The organism is Pseudomonas sp. NFACC43, from assembly GCF_900119645.1.
GTDB lineage: Bacteria > Pseudomonadota > Gammaproteobacteria > Pseudomonadales > Pseudomonadaceae > Aquipseudomonas.
On sequence record NZ_FPKK01000010.1, the window covers coordinates 168,555 to 195,455 of the forward strand.

At 61.4% G+C, this 26,901-nt stretch carries 17 protein-coding genes; 9 read left to right on the plus strand and 8 right to left on the minus strand.

Going from position 1 to position 26,901, the window contains the following annotated elements:
• Nucleotides 1-2: 2 nt before the first annotated feature.
• Together BT179_RS18295 and BT179_RS18300 are read right to left on the minus strand one after the other, a co-directional pair.
• Complete coding sequence (locus BT179_RS18295; RefSeq protein WP_072395299.1) at nucleotides 3-419, minus strand: NUDIX hydrolase; 417 nt, start codon at nucleotides 417-419, stop codon at nucleotides 3-5.
• 220 nt (nucleotides 420-639) lie between these two features.
• On the minus strand, nucleotides 640-2,004 hold the full coding sequence (locus BT179_RS18300; protein WP_072395302.1) for a response regulator c-di-GMP phosphodiesterase, NosR family: 1,365 nt from the start codon (nucleotides 2,002-2,004) through the stop codon (nucleotides 640-642).
• Between the two features lie 230 nt (nucleotides 2,005-2,234).
• On the opposite strand from BT179_RS18300, the gene BT179_RS18305 reads away from it, so the two are divergent.
• The 7 genes from BT179_RS18305 to BT179_RS18335 all read left to right on the plus strand — a co-directional run bounded on the left by BT179_RS18305 (nucleotide 2,235) and on the right by BT179_RS18335 (nucleotide 14,746).
• Entirely contained in the window at nucleotides 2,235-4,532 is a 2,298-nt protein-coding gene (locus BT179_RS18305; protein ID WP_072432117.1) for a GGDEF/EAL domain-containing response regulator, read from the plus strand.
• Nucleotides 4,529-6,403 carry a putative bifunctional diguanylate cyclase/phosphodiesterase gene (locus BT179_RS18310; protein ID WP_072395306.1) on the plus strand — a complete coding sequence of 625 codons (1,875 nt, stop codon included), beginning with the start codon at nucleotides 4,529-4,531 and terminating at the stop codon, nucleotides 6,401-6,403. Before BT179_RS18305 ends, BT179_RS18310 begins: the two co-directional genes overlap by 4 nt.
• 42 nt (nucleotides 6,404-6,445) lie before the next feature.
• Nucleotides 6,446-7,405, plus strand: a complete 960-nt coding sequence (locus tag BT179_RS18315; RefSeq protein ID WP_072432116.1) for a cytochrome-c peroxidase — start codon at nucleotides 6,446-6,448, stop codon at nucleotides 7,403-7,405.
• Nucleotides 7,402-9,204 carry a DAHL domain-containing protein gene (locus BT179_RS18320; protein WP_072432115.1) on the plus strand — a complete coding sequence of 601 codons (1,803 nt, stop codon included), beginning with the start codon at nucleotides 7,402-7,404 and terminating at the stop codon, nucleotides 9,202-9,204. The genes BT179_RS18315 and BT179_RS18320 overlap by 4 nt, the downstream gene beginning before the upstream one ends.
• A complete protein-coding gene (locus BT179_RS18325) occupies nucleotides 9,201-10,607 on the plus strand; it encodes an ATP-binding protein (protein WP_072395312.1) in 1,407 nt (468 codons plus the stop codon). Before BT179_RS18320 ends, BT179_RS18325 begins: the two co-directional genes overlap by 4 nt.
• Nucleotides 10,608-10,776: 169 nt before the next feature.
• Nucleotides 10,777-12,429, plus strand: coding sequence for an OpgD/OpgG family glucan biosynthesis protein (locus tag BT179_RS18330; RefSeq protein ID WP_072395314.1), 1,653 nt, complete (start codon nucleotides 10,777-10,779; stop codon nucleotides 12,427-12,429).
• Between the two features lie 28 nt (nucleotides 12,430-12,457).
• Nucleotides 12,458-14,746 (plus strand): glycoside hydrolase family 3 N-terminal domain-containing protein, encoded by a 2,289-nt coding sequence (locus tag BT179_RS18335; protein ID WP_256343852.1) that lies wholly within the window; start codon nucleotides 12,458-12,460, stop codon nucleotides 14,744-14,746.
• Nucleotides 14,747-14,871: 125 nt separating this feature from the next.
• Here BT179_RS18335 and BT179_RS18340 read toward each other — a convergent pair whose 3' ends face one another.
• Complete coding sequence (locus BT179_RS18340; RefSeq protein WP_072395318.1) at nucleotides 14,872-16,293, minus strand: amino acid permease; 1,422 nt, start codon at nucleotides 16,291-16,293, stop codon at nucleotides 14,872-14,874.
• Nucleotides 16,294-16,736: 443 nt separating this feature from the next.
• Here BT179_RS18340 and BT179_RS18345 point away from each other — a divergent pair, with 443 nt between their 5' ends.
• Nucleotides 16,737-17,726 carry a LysR family transcriptional regulator gene (locus tag BT179_RS18345; RefSeq protein ID WP_371264411.1) on the plus strand — a complete coding sequence of 330 codons (990 nt, stop codon included), beginning with the start codon at nucleotides 16,737-16,739 and terminating at the stop codon, nucleotides 17,724-17,726.
• 16 nt (nucleotides 17,727-17,742) lie between these two features.
• On the opposite strand, the gene BT179_RS18350 is transcribed toward BT179_RS18345, so the two are convergent.
• A complete protein-coding gene (locus tag BT179_RS18350) occupies nucleotides 17,743-18,204 on the minus strand; it encodes a RidA family protein (RefSeq protein WP_072395320.1) in 462 nt (153 codons plus the stop codon).
• Between the two features lie 354 nt (nucleotides 18,205-18,558).
• Between BT179_RS18350 and BT179_RS18355 the strand changes: the two genes are divergently transcribed.
• The gene (locus BT179_RS18355; RefSeq protein ID WP_072432113.1) at nucleotides 18,559-21,666 is read left to right on the plus strand and encodes a transglycosylase domain-containing protein; all 3,108 of its coding nucleotides are present in this window, start codon (nucleotides 18,559-18,561) and stop codon (nucleotides 21,664-21,666) included.
• 69 nt (nucleotides 21,667-21,735) lie between these two features.
• Here the strand turns inward: BT179_RS18355 and BT179_RS18360 are convergent, their stop codons facing one another.
• From BT179_RS18360 to BT179_RS18375, 4 genes are all read right to left on the minus strand, one after another.
• Complete coding sequence (locus BT179_RS18360; RefSeq protein WP_371128596.1) at nucleotides 21,736-23,004, minus strand: hypothetical protein; 1,269 nt, start codon at nucleotides 23,002-23,004, stop codon at nucleotides 21,736-21,738.
• Between the two features lie 18 nt (nucleotides 23,005-23,022).
• Nucleotides 23,023-23,505: a CS1 type fimbrial major subunit gene (locus BT179_RS18365; RefSeq protein ID WP_072432112.1), complete on the minus strand. Its 483-nt coding sequence runs from the start codon at nucleotides 23,503-23,505 to the stop codon at nucleotides 23,023-23,025.
• Nucleotides 23,506-23,539: 34 nt separating this feature from the next.
• Entirely contained in the window at nucleotides 23,540-24,283 is a 744-nt protein-coding gene (locus BT179_RS18370; protein WP_072432111.1) for a pilus assembly protein, read from the minus strand.
• Nucleotides 24,284-24,357: 74 nt separating this feature from the next.
• Complete coding sequence (locus BT179_RS18375; protein ID WP_072432110.1) at nucleotides 24,358-26,880, minus strand: TcfC E-set like domain-containing protein; 2,523 nt, start codon at nucleotides 26,878-26,880, stop codon at nucleotides 24,358-24,360.
• Nucleotides 26,881-26,901: the final 21 nt, after the last annotated feature.

Here is a 26,901-nt window from a genome sequence, read left to right on the forward strand (position 1 = left end):
AGTCAGCAGGTCGCAAGACAGGTGGTTCGATAAAACGGCAGGATCGCCTCGCCTGTCAACGGCGCCAGCAAAAGCCCTCCGTCACCGGCCGGATCGATCCAGCGCACTTCCTCGATTTCGGCGGCGGGCGACACCGGGGCATCGATGCTCAAGAGGAACACTTGCGCCTCTACGACAAACCCCGGCTCGTTGGCCGCCGGCGCGCTGAACGCCCCCAGGTAGCGGGCCTGCGTCGGATCGATGGCCAGGCCTAGCTCTTCGTCCAGCTCACGGGCCAGGGCCTGCACCGGTTGTTCATGGGCCTCGATCTTGCCGCCCGGCTGCATGAAGGCCCGGGTGCCACGCTTGCGCACCAGCAGGGTACGACCGTCCGGCCCGATCAACAGGGCGGCGGCGATGCGAATAACGGAAGTGCTCATGAATGCTCGGCCTCGACGCAAAAAATGCCGCCAAGGTTACAGACCGAAGTGGCGGGGAGCAAAGCCGGATGCCCGTTTCAGGATCCGCAGATCCCGCCTGATGCAAGGCAATGCAATCGATTAAAGCAGAGGCATCGTGGCGAGGGAGCAAGCTCCCTCGTCACGATGCCTCTGCACAACGCTCGAATGAACAGCAGCCCAGGCAGCTATCAGACTCCGTTTACCCCAGCATCGGCTTCGGCGCGGCAGGGTCCGCTTCCTCGGGAATCTTGACGAATACGCTGTACCGGGCCCCTTCCATCGCTTCGAAGGCGATGAGCTTATCCACCAGCGGGGCACTCAGGACCTTGCCGGCGTTGAGCAACAACATGCCGTTATCCGCGTTCAGGTTACGGGCCAGGACCATGCCCGCCGTCAGTTCACGGGTGTTCATCACCTTCACCGTCGGGTCGGACAGGGTCACGTCTTCCAGGTATTCGCCACAGGCCTTGATGAAGTCTTCCACCATGTCCGGGTCGTACAGCTTGCCGGCATATTTGCGGATGTAGACCAGCGCTTCGTCGCTGTTCATCTGTCGCTCGAGAATCAGCCCGCGCTGCAGCTCGATGAAGTCCACCGCCAGCTTCAACAGCCGCGAACCGAAGGGAATGGCCTCGCCCTTGAGATGGTCGGGAAAGCCGCTGCCGTCCCAGCGCTCCTGGTGATGCAGGATGATGCGCGCCGCGTCCTTCATCGGGTCCAGGGTCATCAGCAGCGATTCGCTCTGCTTGGGATAGGCGCGATACAGCTCCAGCTCGTTGTGGTGCAGCAGGTCGGCCGGCGTGGTCATCATGTTGTCGGTCCAGCTCAGCTTGCCGATGTTGTACAGCGCCGCGGCCATGGTCAGGTCGCGGTCGGTTGACTCGTCGAGGAAATGCAGCCGGCTATACACCCGGATCAGCTCGATGATCTGCCGGTTGGTCTGCTTGGCCTTGGGCAGGCGCAGGTTGGCGATCAGCGAGAACACCTCGGTACCGGTCACGTAACTGCGCTTGAGCTCTTCATAGGCCAGGTCGAGCATGTCGGCGGTCTGCTGCAGCTCGGCGGTGCGTGACGCCACGCGCTTTTCCAGGGTCGCGTTGAGGGTCTTGAGCTGCTGGTTCTGCTCGCGGTTCAACGCTTCGAGGCGCTGGCGCTCGTTTTCCGAATGCTGGTGGGCCAGGGCCTGGCGTAGCGCCTGCACCAGTTCCTCGTCGTTCCAGGGCTTGCTGAGGTAGCGATAGAGCTGCCCCTCGTTGATGGCCTTGGTCATCATGTCGACGTCGGCGTAGCCGGTGAGCAGGATGCGCAACGTCGACGGATACAGCTTGCGAATGTGCGCCAGCAGCGTGGCGCCATCCATGTTGGGCATGCGTGCATCGGTCATCACCAGATCGACCGGCCGCTCCTTGAGGATTTCCAGGGCCTTGGCACCGCTGTCGGCCAGCAGGATCTCATAAGGCTGGCTACGCAATAAACGCCGCAGGCTATTGAGAATCGACTCCTCGTCATCCACCAGCAGCACCGTCGGCTTCGTGACCGGAACGTCCGGCGATTGATCTTCCATAGCTACCCCCTCCTGTAAACGACAACAGTTCTACCCACCCCCGCATAAGAACAGGCTAGTAGATCGCGAAGATTTAGGCACGATTTGCCATCACTGGCCGAGCGCATCCCGATCGGACGACTATGCTGTACCCCATGAAGGGCCAAGTACAGGCCAGATTACTCATGCCAGTGAAAGGGATATCCGATGTGCCCACGGTTCAATCGTCAGCATCTCCCCGGTGCACGGCCATGAGCCTGCCCCTGGACAAGGCCAACCGGCGGATTCTGATCGTCGACGACACCCAGACGATCCATGAGGATTTCCGCAAGATCCTCAGCCCCCAGGAGGCCCCCGAAGACAGCCTGAGCAGTGCCGAGGAGGCTTTGTTCGGCGCTCCGGTGGCGGCGGCCAGCCACAGTTTCATCCTCGATTCGGCCTTCCAGGGCATGGAAGCCCTGAACAAGGTGGAAACGGCGCTGGAACAGGGCCAGCCCTACGCCATGGCCTTCATCGACATGCGCATGCCCCCTGGCTGGGATGGCCTGGAAACCATCGAGCGGCTGTGGCGCGTCGATCCCAAGCTGCAAGTGGCACTGTGCACCGCCTATTCGGACTATTCCTGGGAGGACATCGCCGATCGTCTCGAACTGGGCGACCGCCTGCTGATCCTGAAAAAACCCTTCGACGCCATCGAGATCCGCCAGATGGCCAGCACCCTGACCGTCAAATGGCAGATGACCGAAGACGCCGCGCTGAAAATGGACATGCTCGAACAGGCGGTGCAAGAACGCACCCGGGAGCTGGCGGACGCCAACATCATCGTGCAGAACAGCCCCACCATCCTCTATCGCCTGCGCGGCGAACCGCCGTTTCCCTTGATGTACATCTCCCACAACATCACCAAGTTCGGTCATGTGGCGGCGCAACTGGTCAACTCGCCTGAATGGGCACAGATGCTGATCCATCCGGACGACCAGGCCAAGATCGACCAGGCCATGGTGCGCGTGCTGGATCGTGACTCGACGGGGGCCTCCATCGAGTTTCGCATGCGCACCGGCGACGGCTCGTTCCGCTGGGTGGAAAACCGCTACATTCCGGTGCGTAACGAACAGGGTCTGCTCCTGGAGGTGGAAGGGATCATCCTGGACATCACCGAACGCAAGCTGGCCGAGGAAAAGATCGCCCTGCTGGCCCGCACCGACAGCCTGACCGGCCTGGCCAACCGCGCCACGGTGATCGAGCGCCTGCACCAGGCCTTCGCCGCCGCGCGTCGGGGCGCCGCGCCGTTTGCGATGTTCTACCTGGACCTGGACCACTTCAAGCGGATCAACGACACCCTGGGCCACCCCATCGGCGACCTGCTGTTGCAGGAGGTCGCCAAGCGCCTGAAAGACTGTACCCGGGAGAACGATGTGGTGGCGCGCCTGGGCGGCGACGAGTTCGCCATCCTGCAACTGGACGTCCACGAGCCGACCCATTGTGCGGCCCTGGCGGCCAAGATCCGCGATACCCTGGTGGCGCCCTACTCCCTGGACGGCAACGATGTGCGGATTTCCGTGAGCATCGGCATCGCCCTGTACACCCCCCAGAGCCCGAGCGCCGACAGCCTGATGGCGCAGTCCGACATGGCCCTGTACCGCTCCAAGGAAAAAGGCCGGAACCAGTACCACTTCCACAATGAAGAGATCAACCAGGAGGTTACCGACCGGGTCACCCTGACCAACGAGCTGCGCCAGGCCATCGAGAACAACGAGTTGCAGTTGCACTACCTGCCGGAGGTCGACCTCGGCACCGGCAAGATCCTGGGCATGGGTGTCCAGGTGCGCTGGAAGCATCCCGAACGGGGCTGGCTGGAACCTTCGGCGTTCATGCCGGCGGCCGAGAAGAGCGGGATCATCGTCGCCCTCGGCCATTGGGTGCTCGACCAGGCCTGCCAGCAGATGCGCCAGTGGCGCGACCAGGGCATGGCGCCCCCGGTCATCGCCATCGACCTGTCCCTGACCCAGCTCAAGACCGGCCCGGAGCTGATCTACGATGTCCTGCGCACCACCGCACGTTGGGAACTGGCGCCCTGGGACCTGCGCTTCGACGTGACCGAAGCCACCCTGGCCCAGACCAAGTGGACCCACAACGACGTGCTGCCGCGGCTGTGCGAGTTGGGCGTGCAGATCGCCATCGACGACTTCGGCACCGAGTATTCCTCCTTCGATTACCTCAAGACCTATCGGGTCAACCACCTCAAGCTCGCCCAGAGGTTTCTCGACAGCGCCAACGCCGACCCCGAGAACGCCACGACCCTGCGGGCGATCATCAATTTCGCCCGGGACGTGGGCATCGGGATCATCGCCGAAGGCGTCGAGACCCAGGAGCAACGCACCACGCTGATGTCCAGCGGCAGCGGCGGGCCGATCCTGGCCCAGGGTCACTACTTCAGCACGGTGGTGGACAGCGGCCAGGCCGGAGAACTGCTCAAGGCCGGTACCATCGTTCCCGTGACGGATCATTGGACACGGCCCGCGAGCCAGCTGTCGGAGAGCAATCCATGAACCCTATGTCGGTACCTGCCAACCGGCGAATCCTGGTGGTGGACGATACGCCGGCGATCCACCAGGACTTTCGCAAGATCCTCAGCCCCAGCGCCGGCAGCGACGACTCGCTGGACGACACCGAGAGCCTGCTGTTCGGCACACCCCAGGTGAGCCGGCTGCAGTTCCAGATCGACTCGGCCTATCAGGGCGAAGAAGCCCTGGAACTGGTCAAGCGCGCCCAGGCCGAAGGCCAGCCTTATGCGCTGGTGTTCGCCGACATGCGCATGCCGCCGGGCTGGGACGGCCTGCAGACCATCGAGCGTCTCTGGGAAGCCGACCCGCGGCTGCAGATCGCCCTGTGTACGGCGTTTTCGGATTACACCTGGGAAACCATGTCGGAGCGCATCGAATTCGACGACCAGCTGCTGATCCTCAAGAAACCGTTCGACACCCTGGAAATCCGCCAGATGGCCAGTGCCATGACCTGGAAATGGCAACTGGCCCAGGATGCGGCGCGCAAGATGCGCAGCCTGGAGCGCACCATCGAGGAGCGGGTCCAGGAATTGCTCAAGGTGTCGCACCTGCTGCAATACGACGTGCTCACCGAGCTGCCCAACAGCATGTTGCTGGGCGATCGCCTGACCCAGGCCATGGCCCAGTGCCGCCGGCATGACCGGCAACTGGCGGTCATGTTCATCGGACTGGACCGCTTCAAGCGCATCAACAACGCCCTGGGGCATCCGGTGGGCGATGAAATGCTCAAGCGTGTGGCCAGGACCCTGGCTACCGTGGTGCGCGAATCCGATTCGGTGTTTCGCTACGGCTCCGACGAGTTCGTGGTGGTGCTGGGTGACGTCACGGATCCGCAGCAGATCAAGGGTGTGGCGGAAAAACTGCTGACGGCCATCAGCACGCCCCACCCCATCGATGGACATGACCTGACCGTCACCGCGAGCCTGGGGGTCAGCCTGTACCCGGCCGACGGTTTCGATGCGGTGGCGTTGATCAAGAAAGCCGAGACGGCGATGCGCAACGTCAAGGAGACCGGGCCCAACGACTACCGTTTCTTCACCGAAGACATGAACCGCCGGGCCCGCCAGCAACAGACCATCGAGTCCGGCTTGCGCCTGGCCCTGCAACGCAAGGAGTTCGTGCTGCATTACCAGCCCAAGCTGGACCTGCACACTGGCAAGGTGGTCGGCGTCGAGGCGCTGGTGCGCTGGGACCGGCCCGGCCACGGGCTGATCTACCCGTCGGATTTCATCCCGGTGGCCGAGGACAGCGGCCTGATCGTGCCCCTGAGCCAGTGGGTGCTCCAGGAAGCCTGCCAGCAGGCCTGCCGCTGGCAGGCCCAGGGCATGAAGCCGCTGTACCTGTCGGTGAACGTCTCGGCCATCGATTTCCGGCAACGAGGCTTCGTCGAAGGCATCGCCCACACCCTCAAGGAAACCGGGCTGGACCCGACACAGTTAGAACTGGAGATCACCGAAAGCGTGTTGATGCAGAACATCGACACCACCGTCGCCGTCCTCAAGGCCATCAAGCAACTGGGGATACGCCTGGCCATCGACGACTTCGGTACTGGCTATTCGAGCCTGAGCTACCTGCAGAAATTTCCGGTGGATGTGCTGAAGATCGACCAGTCGTTCGTGGGCGACCTGAGCATCGACAGCAACGACGCCAAGCTGGTGAGCACCATCATCAGCCTGGGCAGGAGCCTGAACCTGCACATCATCGCCGAAGGCGTGGAAACCCTTGAGCAACTGGAATTCCTCAAGGCCCACCAGTGCGAGGAAGCCCAGGGGTACTACTTCAGCAGGGCAGTGGAGCCGCAAGCTTTTGTCCAGTGGGTAGCCGAGTGGGAACAACGTCCGAACCCGTTTTCATGAATCCCCAGGATTCATCCACCCAGAGATTCAAGGAAGCATCCGATGGCGTCATCTGTATCGTTATTGGCTCTCGGCCTGCTCATGGGCTTGGGCCTGACCGCCCATGCCGCCCCCCTGGACGAACCGCTCAAACCGTTGCCTCCCATTCCTGCCCTGGACCCCAAGCGTGTCCAGCTCGGCCAGCGCCTGTTCCATGATCCACGGCTATCGGTCAACAACACCCTGTCCTGCGCCAGCTGCCATCGCCTGGACAAGGGCGGCGCCGACGGCACACCGTTTTCCCTGGGCTTCGACGGCAAGCCGGTGGAGGTCAATACCCCCACCGTGTTCAACGCCAGCCTGAACTTCCACCAGTTCTGGGACGGTCGCGTCGACACCCTGGAAGAACAGGTGCATGTGGTCGTGACCAGCCCCGCGGAAATGGGCAGTACCTGGGAAACCGTGGTCAAGCGCATCGCCGACGACCCGGGCTACGCCAAGGACTTTGCCGACGCCTACCCCGACGGGGTCACCCAACCGAACATCAAGCATGCCCTGGCCGACTTCGAACGCACCCTGCTGACCCCCAACTCGCGCTTCGACAAATATCTGCTGGGCGACACCGATATCCTCACGCCCAGGGAAAAGTTCGGCTACCAGCGTTTCAAGGAATACGGCTGCATCGCCTGCCACCAGGGGGTGAACATCGGCGGCAACATGTTCCAGAAATTCGGCGTCATGGGTGATTACATCCAGGACCGGGGCCACCCTGCCCGGGCCGACGAAGGTCGGTTCAACGTCACTGGCGACGAAGCCGACCGCCAGGTCTTCAAGGTCCCCAGCCTGCGCAACGTCGCCGTCACCGCCCCGTATTTCCATGACGGCTCCGCGTCGACCCTGGAACAGGCGGTTCAGGTGATGTTCAAGTACCAGCTAGGGCGTGAGCCCTTGAAGAACGACACGGAGCTGATCGTCGAATTCCTCAAGACCCTGACCGGTGAATGGGAGGGCAAGCCCCTATGAGCCCTCTTCGTCGCATCAGCCTGTTGCTTGTCGGCCTCCTGCTCGCTTCGATCCTGCTGTTCATGTATGTCAATTCCAGTGCGCAGCAGGCCGCCTCGTACATCGAGTCCCGGGACCTGATCCGCCTGCTCAAGCAGCAGGACGCCATCTGGGACAACGAAGTGCTCAAGTCACGGATCGCCCTGAGCCACAACTACGACCCGCTGGTCTCGCCGCTGCACGAGATGACGCGCCTGTGGCAGCGCCTGGACGCCATCGAGTCGGAGCCGGGCCGCCACACACCCTCGCGGTGGGAGGGCCTGCGGGACGAATACCTCAAGGCCGTCAAGGAAAAGACCCGCCTGGTGGAACAGTTCAAGTCCCACAATGCGGTGCTGCGCAACTCCCTGGCCTTCCTGCCGACCGCCGAAGATGACATCCAGGCCCAGTTCGCCCAACTGCCCGATACGGAAAAACTGCAACTGCAGAGCGTCACCATCGATACCTACGACCTGCTGCTCAGCAGCATGGAGTTTTCCCATCTCACCACCCCTGAAGTCGCCGCCGAAGTGCTGCTGGGCCTGAACCGGCTCGACATCAACAAAGAGCGCCTGCCGGTGGGACTGGGGGGTTCGGTCGATATCCTGAGCCGGCACATCGCCCTGATCCTGCGCGAACAACCTCGGGTCAACGAATTGTTGCAGGGTATCGAAGCCGTCCCCGTTTCCGATCACCTGGACGCCATCACCCACCTGCTGGAGAAAGACCAGGAGACAGCGGCCAGCAAGCACCAGCGCAACCATGTGTACCTGCTGGTGTTCGCCACGTTCCTGGTGCTGATCCTGATCTGGCTGGCGATCCGGCTGGTGCGCAGCTTCGCCGAGATCAAGCGGGTCAACAGCGCCCTGCAAAGCGCCAACGACGAGCTGGAGCAACGGGTCGAGGAGCGCACCCGCCAGCTCAAGGACACCCAGAGCGAACTGATGGATACCGCCCGCCAGGCCGGCATGGCGGAGATCGCCACCAACGTCCTGCACAACGTGGGCAACGTGCTCAACAGCGTGAATATCTCCGCCGATCTGGTCAGCCGCAAACTGCGCGGCAGCAAGGCCCAGGGGCTGGGCAAGGCGATGCAATTGATCAACGAGCACCCCCACGACCTGGGGCATTTCCTCACCGAAGACGAAAAGGGCAAGCTGCTGCCCGGCTACCTCAACCAGCTGGTGGAGGCCATGGCGGTCGAACAGCAGGGCCTGCTCGATGAACTGGCGCAGTTGAGCAAGAGCGTGGACCACATCAAGGACATCGTCTCCACCCAGCAATCCTACGCCGGTGCCAACAGCCTGATGGAGCCGCTGGTGGTCAGCGAACTGCTCGAAGACGCCCTGCGCATGAATTCCGGTGCCCTGACCCGCCACCATGTAACCGTGATCAAGGAGTACGGCGACGTACCCCGGATCATGGGCGACAAGCACCGCCTGCTGCTGATCCTGATCAACCTGATCAGCAACGCCAAGTACGCCATGGCCGGGGTGTCCAATCATGCGCGGAACATGACCCTGAGCGCCCAAGTGGTGGATGGCGAGACCCTGCAGATCAGCGTCAAGGACGAAGGCGAAGGCATCCCGGCGCAAAACATGACCCGCATCTTCGCCCACGGTTTCACCACCCGCAAGGAAGGCCACGGTTTCGGCCTGCACAGCTGCGCACTGGCAGCCATTGAAATGAACGGCCATCTCACCGCCCACAGTGACGGGCCAGGCACGGGGGCGACGTTCGTGTTGCAAGTGCCCCTGAAACTCGCGGAAGGTGAGCCATGAACAGCCTGAGCAACCGGCGCATCCTGCTGATCGACGATACGCCTGCCATTCATGACGATTTCCGCAAGATCCTCACGCCCCAGGACGACAGCAACACGGACCTGCAAGACATGGAGAACGCCCTGTTCGGCGAGGCACCGAAACCTGTCGGCCCGGTCTTCGAACTCGACTCGGCCTATGGCGGGCAGGAAGGCTTGAACAAGCTGCTGCAGGCGCTGGAACAGGATCGTCCGTACGCCCTGGCCTTCGTCGACATGCGCATGCCCGAGGGCTGGGACGGCGCCAGGACCATCGAGGAACTCTGGAAACGCGACCCGCAATTGCAGGTGGTGGTCTGCACCGCTTATTCGGATTACTCCTGGGATGAACTGCTGGACCGCTTGAACGGCCATGACCGGCTGCTGATCCTGAAGAAGCCCTTCGACAACATCGAAGTCCAGCAGATGGCCAACACCCTGACCACCAAGTGGGAAATGACCTCCCGCGCACAGTTGAAGATGAACAAGCTCGAAGAGCTGGTGGAACAACGGACCCAGGCGTTCAAGCAGGCCAGCTCCTTGCTGCAGATGGAAATCGACGAACGCAAGATGCTGGAAACCCAACTGGTGCAATCGGAAAAGCTCGCCTCCCTGGGCCAGTTGGCCGCCGGGGTCGCCCATGAGATCAACAACCCGATCGGCTTCATTTCCTCCAACCTGGGGGCGCTGGACGGTTACTTCGGCAAACTGGAGGAAATGCTCCTGGCTTATGGCAGCGCCGAACAGGCCATCGCCTCGCCGGAGACGGTGGTGCGCCTGGCGAAGCTGCGCGAACAGGTGGAACTGGACTTTCTCGTCGAAGACATACCGCTGCTGATCAAGGAGTCCAAGGATGGCATCGCCCGGGTCGGACAGATCGTCAAGGACCTCAAGGACTTCTCCCGGGTCGACTCCAACCAGGAATGGCAGATGGCGAATCTGCAACAGGGCATGGATTCGACCCTGAACATCGTGGCCAACGAGATCAAGTACAAGGCCGACGTGGTCAAGGAGTACACCCCTCTACCGGAAGTCGAGTGCCTGCCGTCGCAGATCAACCAGGTGATCATGAACCTGATCGTTAACGCCGCCCAGGCCATCGGCCCGGAGCGCGGCACCATCACCCTGCGCAACGGCGTGGAGGGTGATCGCGTCTGGATCGAAGTCGCCGACAACGGCTCGGGCATCCCGCCGGAAACCCTGCAAAAGATCTTCGACCCGTTCTTCACCACCAAGCCCATCGGCCAGGGCACGGGGCTTGGTCTGTCGCTGTCCTATGGGATCGTGAAGAAACACAATGGGGAGATTACGGTCAGCAGCGAGGTCGGCGTGGGCACCACGTTCCGCGTGGAGTTGCCGGTTCGGCAGATGAAGCAGGTGGGGTAAGCGATCCGGATGCAGTCGCCTGTTCCGTGACGAGGCATACCTGCAGCCACTGGATAATCGACTCCAACCTTCGGATGCCTACCCATACCTGTCAGGTTTGACAGTAGACGAGCATTGCCTGTCGATTGAACATCCCTGCATCAAATGTTCACTCTCAGGGAAGGCTCCCATGTTGAATCGGCGAGATCTGCTCAGGTTCACATCGCTTTGCGCAACATTTGCCTCATTGAAGCTTCCCCTGACGGCTGTCGGTGACACCGCGCAAATCGATGACACCAATCGTTTCACTTACGAAAAGCTGATCACGCTCGCCGAAAAAATGGCGATGAAACCGTACGTACGGCCCGCCACTCCTGCGCAATCCTCTCTATCGAAAATCGATTACAACGCGCGAGGTCTTATCCGCTTCGACACCACTCGTGCACTGTTCGCGAAGGGACCCGGCAAATATCCGCTCACGTTTTTCCATCTGGGCGACCTTTTCCGCGTCCCGGTCAAGATGCATGTCATCGCCAACGGCATCTCCCAACCTATCGATTACGACAAGACGCTATTCAGCATGCCTGCCGACAGCCCCGCTCAGGCACTTGGAGCCGACAGCGGTTTTGCCGGTTTTCGATTCCAGGAAAGTCGCCTGGGAAACCAGAAGAAACTTGATTGGAAACAAAACGACTGGGTGGCTTTTCTGGGGGCCTCGTATTTTCGAGCCATTGGCGAACAGTATCAGTATGGAATTTCAGCCCGGGGTATAGCACTGGACGTTGCTTCGGCGAGCAAGGCTGAAGAATTTCCGGACTTCACCCACTTCTGGTTCGAGACGCCAACCCATGACCAACAGTCGGCCATGACGGTCTACGCATTGCTCGATAGCAGCAGTCTGTGTGGCGCTTATCGTTTTGTGATCAGCCGCACCGAAGGGGTACTGATGGACATCGAGGCCGAGCTGTTCCTGCGCCAGGATATCGATCGCTTCGGCATCGCCCCGCTGACGTCCATGTTTTGGTTCGGTGAACCGGCCAAGCTGACGGCTATCGACTGGCGCCCCGAGGTCCACGACTCCGATGGACTGGCGCTTTGGACGGGAACGGGCGAGCACATCTGGCGCCCACTGAACAATCCTGCACGTACCATGGCTTCGGCATTTTCAGACAACAATCCCCGCGGATTCGGACTGCTTCAACGTGACCGATCTTTCGCCAATTATCTGGACAGGGTCCAGTATCAGCGCCGCCCCAGCGTATGGGTAGAACCTCTGGAGGACTGGGGCGAAGGAAGCGTACAACTGGTGGAAATCCCGACCGACGACGAAATCCACGACAACATCGTCGCGATGTGGGTCCCCAAGGAGCCCGCCGAAGCCGGCAATCACTACCGCTTGAAATATCGTTTGCATTGGCTTTCCGATGAGCCGTATCCCAGCAATCTGGCACGCTGCGTAGCCACACGCCTGGGGACTGGGGGCATTCCAGGCTCCCCGCGTCCCAAGGGAGTACGCAAATTCGTTGTGGAGTTCATGGGAGCGCCGCTTGAAACGCTGACCTGCGACACGAAGCCACAAGCCGTGCTATGGGCGTCCAGAGGATCGTTCTCTAACGTTTTGACCGCATCCATGCCAGGCAGCGGGCTGCCGGGGCACTGGCACGCTCAATTCGATCTGACTGCCGAGGGCAGCGAGCCGGTCGAGATGCGCCTGTATTTGCGCCTTGGGAAAGAAACGCTTTCCGAAACCTGGCTCTTCCAGTACCACCCCTTCAACTCAAAACCCCAGGCACTGGCGCAGCAAGCGTCCCTTCGCTCATCCCCCGTCACCCCCAAGGCCTAGTCCCATGACGAGCATACGCGTGACCACGATGACCCTGATGGTTGTCTTGATCGTCATGATCGGTGTTCATCCCGCGCCCCGGGCCGGCGAGCGAGCCGGGAAACCGCAGGAAGACGCGGTTTTTATCGAACACTTGATCAACCAGATGACCCTTGAGGAAAAGGCCGGTCAACTGACCCAACTGGCCGTTCACATCACCCCGATGGGAGCCACTGTCGACGTCAAGGATGGACCCACCATCGGTATCACTGAGGCGGGTTCCCTGATAGGTGCTTATGGCGCCGAGCACACGGCGGCGCTACAACGCGAAGCCATCCAGAATGCGCGTCTGCACATTCCGCTGCTGTTCGCCTTCGATGTGATCCACGGCTTCCGTACTGTATTCCCCGTACCGCTGGCCGAGGCGTCGGCCTGGGACCCGGAGCTGTCTCGACGAACCGCCCGGGCAGCAGCCGTCGAAGCCACGGCGAGCGGCTTGCATTGGACGTATGCGCCGATGGTGGATATCGCACGGGACCCACGTTGGGGAAGAGTCGTCGAAGGAGCCGGCGAAGATCCTTTCCTGGGCGCAGCCTTGGCAGCCTCTCGAGTGGGCGGTTTCCGCGGCCAGGGCGTTCCCGATACATCGGCCATCCTGAGCACCGCAAAGCATTTTGTCGGCTACGGCGCCGCCGAGGGGGGGCGTGACTACAACACCTCGGATATGTCCGAGCGAACGCTCGAGGAAGTCTACCTTCCACCGTTTCGTGCCGCCGTACAGGCCGGCGTCGATTCGATCATGCCCGGCTACAACGATATGGACAGCACGCCGATGCACGCCAGTCAAAGACTGATCAATGACAAGCTGCGCGGTGAATGGGGATTCAAAGGGATAGTCGTCAGTGATTACCAGGCCATCGGTGACCTGATACAGCATGGCGTCGCCTCGACAAAGCAAGAGGCAGCCCGACTGGCGCTGGGCGCTACAGTGGACATTGCCATGGTCAGCGGCAACTATGCCACGGAGCTCCCTGCTCTGGTACGTAGCGGTCGACTCCCCACCCCCTTGGTCGATGATGCGGTGCGACGCGTGCTTGAGGCCAAACAACGGCTGGGCCTGTTCGACGACCCTTATCGATACAGCGACCCGGCTCGCGAAAAAGCGCTGACAATGACACCCCACGCGCGCGCGCTGGCACGAGAGGCCGCACAGAAATCCATTGTGCTGCTAAAAAATGACGGGGACTTGCTACCGCTGTCGAAAAGCCTGCGAAAGATTCTCGTGGTCGGCGCCTTGGCAAATGATGCCCAGTCCACCCTGGGCCCCTGGTTCGGCGTCGGTCGTGCCGAAGAGTCGATAACGGTACTAGAGGGCATAAGACGTGCGGTATCGCCCACAACTGACGTTGTCCATATGGCTGGCGCCTCTCCCGACAGCCTCGATATTTCCGGTCTCGAAGAGGCTCGGGACGCCGCCAGCGACGCCGATGTGATTGTTGCGGTGCTCGGCGAGACGGCCAACATGAGTGGAGAGGCGCGCAGCCGCACCTCCCTTGATTTACCCGGGGCGCAAGACACGCTTTGGGCGCAATTGCAAAGCACTGGCAAACCCATGGTCGTGGTTCTCATGAACGGCCGCCCGTTGGCCATACAGGCCATGGACAGACAAGTGCCCGCCATCATCGAGGCCTGGTTCCTGGGATCCGAAATGGGAAATGCCGTGGCCGATGTGCTGTTTGGCGATGTAAACCCCAGCGGCAAACTTCCTGTCACGTTTCCGCGCACCGTCGGCCAGATTCCTCTTTACCATGCGCATAAAAACACCGGACGACCGCCGGACAAAGCCAATCTCTTCACTTCCAGATACACGGATGAAGAATGGACTCCTCTTTACCCCTTTGGTCACGGCCTGAGTTACACCACGTTCAGCTACGGATCACCTGAGCTCAGCAAGCGGCAACTGGCCTTCGATGAGACGCTCGGTGTGCAGGTTGATGTGCGCAATAGCGGCCAACGAGCCGGTGAGGAAATCGTCCAGTTGTACCTACGGCAGAACATCGCCAGCTACACGCGCCCGGTGCGTACGTTGCGTGGCTTTACCAAGGTCCGACTGGCCCCGGGTGAAACGAAGACCGTCGAATTCCTGCTGGATCAGGACGACTTCGCGTTACTGGGCCCGGACCTTCTGCGGTTCGTCGAAATGGGGACTTTCCAGGTGTTCGTCGGAGGCAGCTCCACCACCACCAATGGGGCAAGCTTCGAAGTCACGACCAGTGCCCGACTGCCGGTCCAGCACTCCGCAATTCCACGCCTGCCGCGGGGAAATGTCTCGCGTTGAACCCACTCTCACCCAGACCAGACGACCAGACCCGCTCCTGGGCGAGCCTAGGGCCTTTTGCGCACACGACACTTATGAAAAAGCCCCGATCAATCGATCGGGGCTTGCGGTTTCATCCAGGGCGGCTACGAAGCCGCTCCAACCGAACCTTGGGCAACGCCCCTCGGTTGCAACTTGAAGACATGGAACAGCACCGTCAGCAATACCAGGAACGCCGGCCCCACATACAGCGCCACGCGGGTATCCGGGAAATACGCCATCAGGCCCACCACCAGCACCAGGAATGCCAGCGCCAGGTACGAACTGACCGGGTACAGCCACATACGGTATTTCAGCGCGGCACGCTCGGAAGTGCTCAGGCCCCTGCGGAATCTGAGCTGGGCCAGCAGGATCATCACCCAGGTCCAGATCGCGCCGAAGGTGGCGATGGACGTCACCCAGACGAAGACTTTCTCAGGCACCAGGTAATTGAGCAGCACACCCACCAGCAACGCGGCGATGGACAGCAGCAATGCACGACGCGGTACACCGTTGGCCGAAGTGGTGGCGAAACCGGCCGGGGCCTGGCCGTTCTGCGCCAGGCTGTAGAGCATCCGCCCGGTACTGAAGATACCGCCGTTGCAGGACGACAGCGCGGCGGTGATCACCACGAAGTTGATGATGCCGGCGGCGGTCTTGATGCCCAGGCGTTCGAAGGTCATCACGAACGGGCTGCCCTGGGTACCGATCTCGTTCCACGGGTAGATCGACAGGATCACGAACAGCGCGCCGACGTAGAACAGCAGGATCCGCCAGAACACCGAGCCGATGGCGTTGGGGATGGTTTTCTGCGGGTTCTTCGCCTCACCGGCGGTCAGGCCGATCATCTCCACGCCCAGGTACGCGAACATCACCATCTGCAGGGACATCAGCACGCCGGACACGCCGTTGGGCATGAAGCCGCCGTGGGCCCAGAGGTTGGAAATGCCCAGGGCCACGCCATCGTTGCCGAGCCCGAAGGCGATGATGCCGACGCCGCCGATGACCATGGCGATGATGGTCACGATCTTGATCAGGGCGAACCAGAACTCGAACTCACCGAAGGCCTTGACCGCGATCAGGTTGATCGAGCCCATGCTGACCAGTGCGGCCAGGGCCCAGATCCAGCGTGGTACGTCGGGAAACCAGATACCCATGTACACCGCCACCGCCGTGATCTCGGCGACGCAAGTCACCAGCCACAGGAACCAGTAGTTCCAACCGGTCAGGAAACCTGCCAGCGGCCCGAGGTAATCCTGGGCATAGCGGCTGAACGAACCGGCCACCGGGTTGTGCACGGCCATCTCGCCGAGAGCGCGCATGATTACAAGGATCGCCAGGCCGCCAATGATGTAGGACAGCATGATCGCCGGGCCAGCCATCTCGATGGCCTTGGCCGAACCGAGGAACAGCCCGACACCGATGCAGGCGCCGAGCGCCATGAGGCGGATGTGGCGCTCGCCGAGCTCACGTTTGAGCGGACCACCCTGAGCGGTCTCGCCATGGGGCAGATGATTGCCGACAGGCATAGGGATACAACCTCGTTTTGTTATTGGATTGACCACCAGGTTTCCAAGACCACGGGCCGATAAGCCTGCCGCCTTGCCGAAACCGGGTCTGTTTCGTGGACAGACCGTCCTGGAGACCAGAGCCTCAAGACCGATGGGTCGTGCAGTATAAAAAGCCGGGGATAGAGAGATTCACTGTAAAACCAGGGAAATTCAGGGATAAGCCTCAGGGAAAACCGTGTTTTTGGAGATGTATTATCTGGATGAGAGACGTTTCCAAAAGCGCCGCGCAGTATTGCACAGAGAGGATTCAGCGTCATGCCTGGGGCCAGGGCGATGGCTCTGGCACAAGGCTTTCAGGCGCCTGTGACCGTCGGGGCGGGAGGATTATCTGTGGCGAGGGGATCGGACATCGCCTTGGTTGACCGGACGCCTTCTCGTATCATCAGTCCACCACACGCGGAATGATGTTAGTGAACCAGTCACCTGAAAGCGCCTCGCCAAAAACCACTGACGCCACTGGCCCGAAATGGGATGTCGGCGAAGCGGTCAGCCAGCTATCCTGGGACGACTTGCGGATCATCAAAATCCTGAGTGACTGTGGCAACCGCGCCGCTACGGCGAAGAAGCTCGGCATCAACGTCTCCACCGTCTCGCGCCGGGTCGCGCAGGTGGAGAAAACGCTGGGGGTCGCGCTGTTCGATCATCGCAAGGCGGGGTATCTGCTGACTGCCGAAGGTGTAGAGCTGCGTGCACTGGCAGAGCGAGTCGAACTGGACATTGTCAGTGTGACTCGCAGGGTTTCCCGTGTCGGCCAGGGCCCGCTGGGAAAACTGAGGATTACCACCAGCGACTCGCTTCTGCTGTACTTCCTTACACCGATCATCGCGGACTTCAAAACCCTCAATGAGGGGATCACCATTGAAGTGTTGGTCGGCAACCAGACGCTGAGCCTTGCGAGAGACGAGTCAGACATTGCGGTGCGCGCGACGAAGAAGCCGGCTGATACTCTGGTAGGTCGCAAGCTCGCCAACATTGCCTGGGCCCCGTATGGCAGCGCCAAGCAGGCAGCGATTGCCGATCCATTCGCCGATGGACAGTCGTGGGTTTCCTACTCGGGTGGCCTGTGCGGCTTGAAGGCAACCCGTTATGTCGAATGTCGGGTTCCCCCCGAGTACATTGCCTACCGCACTGATTCCGTGGCTGCAGCGAGCGCCGCGATTGCGGCGGGCCTGGGTTTTGGTTTCCTTCCCTGCATGCTGGGCGACATTACTCCAGGACTGCTTCGGGCCGGCCCAGTGGTGCAGGAGCTTCAGGATGAGCTATGGCTGCTTACCCATCAGGACATCAGGAAGTCCTGGCGAGTGAAAGCTTTCATGACATTCTGCGCGGCTGCTGTGGCCGACCTCAAACCGCTGGTCGAAGGTCGGCAGGCCATCCCGGCTTCTTGGTAGAAACCGGGAACGTCGGTCATTTGGCCTGGGCGCCAATCACGGCACGGCACACAATCTCGATGAGCTGTGGACGCTGTGCAAGCCGCGACACACCGATAATATTACTGGCCGCCTGCGGGCGCTCAGTGCCATAGGCCGCCTTGCGCACCTTGCCGACAACGGCAAAGGCCGCGTCCATGTCCAACACATACAGCGTCTCTTCAACGACATCCTGCATCGTGGCGCCATACAGGGCCAGCAACTTGGCAATGTTGTCGTAGGAAACCCGCATCTGTTCGCCCATCGACGAGAAATCGCTCGGGCGACCGTCAGCATCCAGCCGGGCCGGCGCTACCAGATTACCCTCTTCGTCATGGCTGAACTGGCCGGAGACGAAGATCTCGCTCCCAACCCGCCGCGCCTGCGGGTAGCCGTAGCCCTCTTCCCATGGAACGCCCCAGTAGGCGGTGTCGTCGTTGAAAGGTCGTGAAGCGGCCATTGGATTCTCCTTGGCGAATGATGGGATCGACGTGATCCGACTGGCCGAAAGCCTAACACCGGATTGAACGCTACCCCTGGTGCATTAATGCGCCTCCAAAGGCGCAAAAGTACGCCACCGTTTCGCTGAGTGCTTCGCTATCCTGGGATATCGCTACGATAACCCGCCGAAAAATTCCCGCCACCCGCCGAGCAAAAGGGTCGGAATGATATAGAAACCAGCCTCCCTCCCCGAGTGATTTCAAAGAGGTCTACCTCAAACTTAGGGAGTTGTCCCAATTTCCCCTCCCCCAGCGCCAACCACCGTCTAAGCTTCAAGCAAGTCCGATCAATCTGCGTGAATGGATCAGTGACTATGGGCGCTTTGTGGCAAACCGATTCGAGTAAACCTGTGGTCCCGACTGAGCGTATGGAAGAAGCGCCTTTACCCCAAGAAAAACGCCGCGTCCGACATGGTTGGCGAGCTTTCTGGTTGTTGCTGCTGATTATCGTGGTGGTGGTCGGCCTGGCGGCCGCCAAGGAGATGCGCACTTCAAGGTTCCAGGCCAGTGAACTGAGCCGGTACGCCGGATCCTTGAGCTATTCGGTGCAGCCAGGCCCCAGCGATGCCATCGTCTATCCCGGCGACGGACCGTTCGACCGGCGGTTGGGCTATAGCGCCCTGGGGGAGTTCCTGCCGCGGTTGCTCAAGCGCAATTACGTGATCCATGCCCAGGCGCGGTTTTCGCCGGCGTTGATGGACTATGTCGACAAAGGGCTGTTCGTCCCCTACCCGGAAAAGATCCAGGCCGGCCTGACCATCACCGATTGCCGCGCAGCACCGCTGTATCAGTTCAAGTACCCGCAACAGTTGTATGCGAGTTTCGACGCCATCCCGCCGGTGGTGGTACAGAGCCTGCTGTTCATCGAGAACCGCTTCCTGCTCGATCCCCGCTACCCCGAGGCCAACCCGGCAGTGGACTGGCCGCGCTTCGGCATGGCGGCGTGGTCGCAGGTGGCCAAGTTGTTGAGCTTGCCGGGGCAATCGGCCGGGGGCAGCACGCTGGCGACCCAACTGGAGAAATACCGCCATTCCCCCGACGGCCTCACCGTTTCGGGCGCGGAGAAGATCCGCCAGATGATTTCCGCCAGTGTGCGTGCCTATCAGTCCGGCCCGCAAACCCTCGAGGCGCGGCAACGGATCATCCGCGACTACCTCAACAGCGTGCCGCTCTCCGCCGTTCCGGGTCATGGTGAAGTACACGGCATGGCAGAAGGCTTGCGGGTCTGGTACGGCGCCGATTTCAAACGGGCCAACGAACGGTTGTTCAGCGACGCCACCGACCCTCGGAGCCTGGCCGAAAAGGGCCTGGCCCTGCGGGAGATGCTGTCGTTGATGATCGCCCAGCGGCGCCCTTCCCATTACCTGTCCAAGGGCCGCGACGAGCTGGCGCGCCTGACCGACAGCCACCTCCGGCTGCTGGCGCAGAACGGAGTGATCGACGCGGCCCTGGCCGAGGCCGCCCTGGCCAGCAAGGTCAGTTATCGCGACTGGGTCCAGGACCCGACGATCCAGCCCATCGAATCCAATAAAGGCATCAGCGCCGCCCGCAGCCGCCTCGCCACGCTGCTCAACCGTCCACTGTACGACCTCGATCGCCTGGACCTCTCGGCCACCAGCACGTTGCAAAGCGATCTGCAGGCCCAGGCCACCGACTACCTCAAGCGCCTGGCCGACCCGGCCTTCGCGGCCGAGATCGGCCTGATGGGCGAACGCCTGTTGACCCCCACCAGCACCACCCAGGTGCGCTACAGCTTCACCCTGCTGGAGCTGACCCCGGACGGCTCGCGGGTGCGGGTGCAGACCGACAGTACCGACCAGCCCTTCGATATCAACGAAGGCAGCAAGCTCGAACTGGGCTCCACCGCCAAGCTGCGGGTGCTCACCACCTACCTGCAGATCATCGCCGAACTGCACGAACGTTATGCCGGACAATCCCCGGCGCAGTTGAAGAAAACCGAGATCGCCGAGCAGGACCGCCTGTCCCGCTGGGCCGTCGACTACCTGATCCAGAACAGCGACCGCAACCTGCCGAAAATGCTCGAGGCGGCATTGGACCGGACCTATTCCGCCAGCCCCGGCGAGGCGTTCTTCACCGGCGGCGGCCTGCATACCTTCCACAACTTCCGCAGCGAAGACAACGGCCGCAACCCCACCTTGCGCGACTCCCTGCGCGAATCGATCAACCTGCCGTTCATTCGCCTGATGCGCGACCTGGTGCGCTACGCGACCTACGCCGGCCCCAGCAACAGCGCCGAGCTGCTCAAGGACGACAGGGATCCGCGTCGCCAGGAATATCTGGCCCAGTTCGCCGACCGCGAAGGCACCTCGTTCCTGCTCAAGTTCTGGAAGAAGTACCAGAAGAAGGACACCAGCCAGCGCCTCGAAACCTTCCTCGACAGCATGCACCCCACCGCGATCCGTCTGGCTGCCGTGCACCGCTACTTCTTTCCCAACGACAGCCAGGAGAGCTTCAACCGCTTCGTGCGCTCGCACCTGAAATCGGCCAAGAGCGCCGAGAAACTCACCGACGAACGCCTGGAGCGGCTTTACCAGAGCTACGGTCCCGGCGCCTACGACCTGCCGGACCAGGGCTTCATCGCCAAGGTGCATCCCCTGGACCTGTGGTTGATGGGTTATCTGCTCAACAACCCGGACGCCAAGTTCAGCCAGATCGTCAAGGCCAGCGAGTTCGAACGCCAGGAGGTCTACAGCTGGCTGTTCAAGAGCCGACACAAGAGCGCCCGGGACAGTCGCATCCGTACCATGCTGGAGATCGAAGCCTTCCTGGATATCCACCAGCGCTGGCAGAAAGTCGGCTACCCGTTCGACCATCTCGTACCGTCGCTGGCCACCGCCATCGGCAGTTCCGGCGACCGCCCCGCCGCGCTGGCGGAGCTGGTGGGCACCATCCTCAACGACGGGGTCCGGCTGCCGGCGCTGCGGGTCGACAGCCTGCACTTCGCCGCCAACACCCCCTATGAAACCCAGTTGGTCAATGACCCGGACAACGGCAAGCAGGTGATGCCCGTCGAGGTGGCGCGGGCGTTGCGCGGGGCATTGTCCCAGGTGGTCGATGCCGGCACCGCGAAGCGGGTGGCCGGGAGTTTCAAACTGGCCGATGGCACGCCATTGCAGATGGGCGGCAAGACCGGCACCGGCGACAACCGCATCGAGGCCGTCGGCGCCGGCGGGCGGGTCATCAGTTCCAAGTCCATCAACCGCACCGCCACCTTCGTGTTCTACATCGGCGACAGCCATTTCGGCACGCTCACCGCCTACGTTCCGGGCGCCTCGGCGCAGAACTTCAAATTCACTTCGGCCCTGCCGGTGCAGGTTCTCAAGGGCATGGCGCCCATACTCTCCCCTTACCTGCAACCCGGCACCCATACCCAATGCCAGCCGTTGGTGGCTCGTCGGTAAGGATCACCGCCGTGGAATCGAGGGTGTGCACAACGTCGTTTGAATAACCGGCAGTATCGGACGAAAGGGCTACACCTCCGAATCCCAGATCACTGTCACCGTGCCACCGTACTGCTTGGCATCCCCTGTCAGCATTTGCCCGACCTGGTCGCGGCCGACTTCGAAATGCAGGATGCCCGGCTTGCGATCGATGAAGATCCCCGGCTGGAACAGCTCCGTGCCGCTGCCGTCAAGATAGAGCCGACGGCGGTTGACCGGTTGGCCGGCAGCGTCGGTCAGGCCGCTGGGCAGGGTCACACTGATATTGACCGGCACCAGAAGTCCGGAGCTGGGCGCCCAGAGCATGCAGGTGTTGTCGCTGGCGTCGGCGAACTGACAATGCAGGTTCATCTTGAAACGCGACGAGGCCCAGAGATGAAAAGTCTGGTCACGAAACAGCCGTGTCGGTTTCTGCCCGTGGTTCAACCAGGCCTGCCAGCCTCCCTGGGGTTCCAGCACGACCTTGTTCCCGCCGGGAGGCACTTCGACCCTGAGCGTGTGCTCGACCTCCAGCTGGAAATTGAGCGTCAGCAAGGAGTCATTCGCGACCATGACATCGCCGAAATCAAAGTCCCCGCCCGGCCCGATGGAATAAGACATCGTGCCGGTGTAGCGACCAGCGGACATCTTCAAGGGATTGGGGGTACGCAACTCGTAGGAGAAGCTGACCTGGTCATAACGAAACGAAGGGATCAGGTATCTGGCTTGTTTTGCGCATACACCGGTTTGGGGGAAATGCCAGAAAAACGAATAGGTCACCGCGGATACCCCCGCCCCGAGGCCTGAACTGCGACACGGCGAAGGGGCCTCGTTCCAGGCGCTCCCCCAGAGCAAGCCGTGCGCGACGTTCACATTTGGCACCCCCGTCAGAGCAGTGACATCCAGATCCCGATACTGCGCACCGATGCCTGCCACGCGCATTTCCACGACGCTGCTTTCTCCGGTGATGGCGTGGGTCACTGTAACCGTGCGCCATTGAGCCGGTACCTTGAACATCGCGCCTTGGCGAATGGAGGCGTGGTTGTCCTGGATGGGACCTGAGGCGTTGACATCAATGGGGAAAAAAACGCTGGAGATACCCAAGGCGTTGCATTGCGCAGCATGGAGGAAACAATAGCCCCCCAGCGGCGTGGTGTTGGTGAACGTGTTCTCCCTGGGCTTCAAAGGGTCGGGCCGGAAACTTGCGCTGATGTCCATGGTCACTGCGCTTGCCGTCGACATGCCGGCCAGCAGCAGGGCAAGAATCGTGGCGACGCGACACAACGAACGCCCGCGTCCGATGGTGTTTGAAGGGCTCATACTCTCTCCGATTAATAGCTACGGGGCCACCGCGTCGAACACCATGTGCACGGTGCCGTGGTAATTGCCGGGGGCATAATCCTCATCCGTCCTGACGGCGGAAACCTCCAGGCCAACGCGGCGCCCGGGCCGGGCCTCGGCGGCCGAAACCACCCGATTCGAATCGAGGCTCAATTCAACGTTATTGAACAAGACATGCAGGTCGATGCGATCACGGCCGTTGGACAAATACGCCTGCTCGGCCAGGCGGGCATCGATGGCGCCGTTGGCGTTCTTGACTTCGTAGTTGGCCCGTAACGGCAAGAGGCCGGAGGTCAGGGTGTTGAACTGCATCGGTTGCTCGCGCTCGACCAGTTGCGGGTCTACCGGCAGGACGTGAAAGTCGACGGTCGGCAGGGTGACGAGAACTTCGAATATTTCTCGCTCCACGGCTCCCCATGCCGGGAGAGCCGGGAGTGTGAGGGTGCTGAACAGGAAGGAACGGACCAGTGTCTTGAACATGATGGATACCTTTGGCGTCAGCGACGGCAAGTCGTCAGCCTTTGATTTCGACGGCTTTCTTCCCTGGGCCTTCGATCAGGTCGAAACGGTATTCACGCCCCGGCTCCTTATCGAATGCAAAGGTACGACCGGCCATGACGTGGTGCTTTGTCGTCGGCCTGCAATCGTTTTCTTTTTTCGCGGCACAATCCTTGAACTCATCGATCACCACCACGCTGTTACCGTTGTTGCGCACCTGGTAGCGTGCGGCGCTGTCGTCGATGACCGTCTCGAAACGGGTGTCCCTGGGTCTTACGAAAAACACCGTGCCGAAACCGGCCAGCACTTTCACTCCGGCTGCGATGCGCTCCTTCTTGTAGTCCTCGCGTTCCTCGGCGCTGATCGCGAACTCGTCCTCGGCCTCCGGCACCACCGGCACGAAGCGAATCCGGAAGTAGCGTTCCTTGTCGCGATCGCCCATGAACAGCAAGCGAGTGCCCTGCACGCCATTGGCCGGCACGATCAGGCGCGCGGGACTCGCCATCAGGCCATTCCTGGTCATGGCGTCGACCTGGTCCTGCAGCGGCACCTCCTGGTAGCTGCCATCCTCGGCGTAGAGAATTTCCATGATCTCGACCTTCACGAACGCCGTGGATGTACCGCCGTTGAAAACCCTTTTCATGTAGGTGCTTTTGTTGCCGTCAAGGTAGTCGTAGACCACGCCGACGTTAATCTGCGGCCCGGCCTGGACCGTCATGGAAAACAGCGAAAAACCACACAAAGCCAATAAGCGTTTCATTGCCAAACCTCATGGATCGAAGACAGTCGATGACGACCGTTTCAGGGAATACGTTTTGAAGGTGGAAATCAGGCTCAACCCGCCGTCTGGCGCACAGGATCGTTGCCGGCCAGTGTGTCCGGCGTGCAACGCAGATCGCCGATCATCAATACATCGCCCTCGCGGCTGGCGCTGTCCGGGTCGAGTCGGAACTGGCAAAGCAAGTCGTTGCCGTAGCGCACCTCCAGCGTCGGCGAGCTTGCGTTCATCTCCATGGAGAAAAATCCGTCCACTTCGCTGACGCCGCGGCTGGCGTGATTGATGACGTGATGGCCCTTGAGCGGCTTGCCCTGTTCATCCAACAGGCGCCCCAGAACGGTGACCGTTCTGATGACACTCACCTTGCGGTAGTCCACGCCGCCCTTGTTCAAGTGGTAGCGGGTGCGCGCAGGGGAGATGCTGGCCGCCGGCGGATGGATACCGTCGAAGTCGAACGTCACCATGCTGTTCTGGTAGGCGCTGGTGGCCACGAAGTTGCGCCCGGGACGCAGGGTGGTGGTGCCGCCGGTCAGGTCGTCGGCAAGCAGGACGATATTGTCCAGGTCTGTCTCCACATCGACGATCATGCCCGCGCCGCCGCTCTGCGGCAGGCCGGAGAAGGCGACCTTCCCGCCGCCCACGGCCACCGTACTGCTCAGGTTCAAGCCGCCGGTGAGGTTGTCGTTGTAGGAAGAACGCTGGATGAAGCCGTCGCCATACAACCCATCGGTTTCGAAACTGGCAAGGCCTGACAGCCCCATGCCGTAGGTATCGGCCAGGGCCGTGGCGGAAACACTTTGCAGTACGTGATCCTCAAGATCCCGGCGATAGGTCAGCGAGGCATTATTGTCCCGGTCGCCGTCGCGGGAGGTCCGCGTGCCGATGCTGCCGGTCCAGTACTCCCCCGGCCCGCCCAGCGCGACATTGACACTCAGGTCCAGGCCACGATTGCGGCGCTCGGCGGTACTTGACGTGCCTGGGCGGTCGAACACCGACAATCGCCAATTGGCGTCGCTGCCACCCAGCTTGCCACGCTGATTCCAACCCAGGTCCAGGCCGGTGCCCTGGACGTTACCCTCGCTATAGAACAATCGTCCGTTGACGGATGCCTTGTTGCTCAACCGATGGTTGATCGACAGCGACGAATTGCTGGTATGGCCGACGAACACGTTGCGCTGGCGCACGCGAGTGCCGTCGGGCAGGGTCTCGTAGGTGTTGCGGGTGTCCAGCCAACTGCGGTTATGACTGGCCACCACGCTGCCCAGGCCATAGCTGTAGAGCCCTTGCAGGTCCATCCCGGTGCCGTATTTTTCGGTCTGGTAGACGTTGGCGAACAGACTCGCGCTGCTGGCCAATGTCCAGTCCACCGAGGTGCCGTACTGCAATTTGTCCTGCACCTGTCGCGTGGAAAGTCCCAGTACCACCCGAGGGTGCGCCAGGTAATTGAGGCCGAAACCGGCGGTGGTGAAACCGCTCGGTTGGTCATCCCAGTTGCTCAACAGTCTGCTTTCACGGCCGGCGAACAGGTTATAGCGCCAGCGATCGTCGGCACTGCGCCAATTGTTGGGTTTGTAGACCAGCTCCTGGGTGGTGGCGGTGGTCTGTCCGTCCTCGATCAGCCGCACCTCCACTTCATAGATGCCGCCGGGCAGTGGCCGGGTGTCCAGGCTCTGCAAGCCGGCGCTGACGGCCTGGGTATTGATCAACAGGCCGTTGCGGTAGATCTCTACCGCGGCCTGACGGCTGGCGGTGACATAGATCGGGTACACGCTGGGCTTGGGATTATGGATGAGCAGGCTGTCGGAGCTGCCATACATGACCCCCAGCGCGGTGTCCGGATTGGCCCCGAACGAGCGGATCTGCCGGTTCAGGCCATCGGATCCTGGCATGAAGTAACCCAGGCGAAAGAACGTGTCTTCCATTTCGCGCTGGGTAAAAAGTTCATGGACGGCGTGATAGAGCTTGTCATCCGGCCCGCCAAGGCGGGAGAGCTGCAAGTCGAACGACTGGCTCCAGTTGCCCAGGCTGGAACTGGCGTTGAGGCCATAACGCCCCCCCGTGTCCTGTTCCTGGCCGCCATTGAGGTTGAGTTGGTTGTTGAAGATAAGGCCAAGGCTGCCGTCTTGCGGCAGGTCGTGATAACGCTTTTGCGCGGTGCCGCGTTCGACACTCTGGGTCAGAATCGACACCAGCGAATGTTCGAGGCTGTAGTGCACCGCCAGAAGCCCCGAGGTGCATTGGGCTTCACAAGCCCCCAGGGGACGCCCCGCCTTGAGCAGGTGCTCCCATTGCCCACGGTCGGCTGCCGAGATCGGGCTGTCCTGGGTGTCGGTGAATTCCAGCAGGGTTATGCGATCGTCCCGCGTCAACACCACCATGGCTTCGCCGAGGTACTGTTGATCGAGTTCTATACGAACCGCCAGTGGCACATCGAAAAAGTGGGTTTCAAACTCCTCCGGTAGCCCCTTGGCCTGGGACAACAGACTTCTGGGTGTCGTACCGGGGGCCGCCGGCGCAGCCAATGCACTCGCGCACAGCATCAGCGCGAGGGCACCCGCGATGGGTGTCTTCGGAAACATCAACGGATTCTCATATCAGCT

Bases quoted from the DNA above. Each gene is read 5' to 3' on its own strand.
- BT179_RS18320 (WP_072432115.1), top strand. From the start codon at position 7,402: ATGAGCCCTCTTCGTCGCATCAGCCTGTTGCTTGTCGGCCTCCTGCTC.
- BT179_RS18340 (WP_072395318.1), bottom strand. From the start codon at position 16,293: ATGCCTGTCGGCAATCATCTGCCCCATGGCGAGACCGCTCAGGGTGGT.
- BT179_RS18305 (WP_072432117.1), top strand. From the start codon at position 2,235: ATGAGCCTGCCCCTGGACAAGGCCAACCGGCGGATTCTGATCGTCGAC.
- BT179_RS18295 (WP_072395299.1), bottom strand. From the start codon at position 419: ATGAGCACTTCCGTTATTCGCATCGCCGCCGCCCTGTTGATCGGGCCG.
- BT179_RS18365 (WP_072432112.1), bottom strand. From the start codon at position 23,505: ATGTTCAAGACACTGGTCCGTTCCTTCCTGTTCAGCACCCTCACACTC.
- BT179_RS18335 (WP_256343852.1), top strand. From the start codon at position 12,458: ATGACCCTGATGGTTGTCTTGATCGTCATGATCGGTGTTCATCCCGCG.
- BT179_RS18300 (WP_072395302.1), bottom strand. From the start codon at position 2,004: ATGGAAGATCAATCGCCGGACGTTCCGGTCACGAAGCCGACGGTGCTG.
- BT179_RS18330 (WP_072395314.1), top strand. From the start codon at position 10,777: ATGTTGAATCGGCGAGATCTGCTCAGGTTCACATCGCTTTGCGCAACA.
- BT179_RS18370 (WP_072432111.1), bottom strand. From the start codon at position 24,283: ATGAAACGCTTATTGGCTTTGTGTGGTTTTTCGCTGTTTTCCATGACG.
- BT179_RS18310 (WP_072395306.1), top strand. From the start codon at position 4,529: ATGAACCCTATGTCGGTACCTGCCAACCGGCGAATCCTGGTGGTGGAC.
- BT179_RS18325 (WP_072395312.1), top strand. From the start codon at position 9,201: ATGAACAGCCTGAGCAACCGGCGCATCCTGCTGATCGACGATACGCCT.
- BT179_RS18355 (WP_072432113.1), top strand. From the start codon at position 18,559: ATGGGCGCTTTGTGGCAAACCGATTCGAGTAAACCTGTGGTCCCGACT.
- BT179_RS18345 (WP_371264411.1), top strand. From the start codon at position 16,737: ATGATGTTAGTGAACCAGTCACCTGAAAGCGCCTCGCCAAAAACCACT.
- BT179_RS18315 (WP_072432116.1), top strand. From the start codon at position 6,446: ATGGCGTCATCTGTATCGTTATTGGCTCTCGGCCTGCTCATGGGCTTG.
- BT179_RS18375 (WP_072432110.1), bottom strand. From the start codon at position 26,880: ATGTTTCCGAAGACACCCATCGCGGGTGCCCTCGCGCTGATGCTGTGC.
- BT179_RS18350 (WP_072395320.1), bottom strand. From the start codon at position 18,204: ATGGCCGCTTCACGACCTTTCAACGACGACACCGCCTACTGGGGCGTT.
- BT179_RS18360 (WP_371128596.1), bottom strand. From the start codon at position 23,004: ATGAGCCCTTCAAACACCATCGGACGCGGGCGTTCGTTGTGTCGCGTC.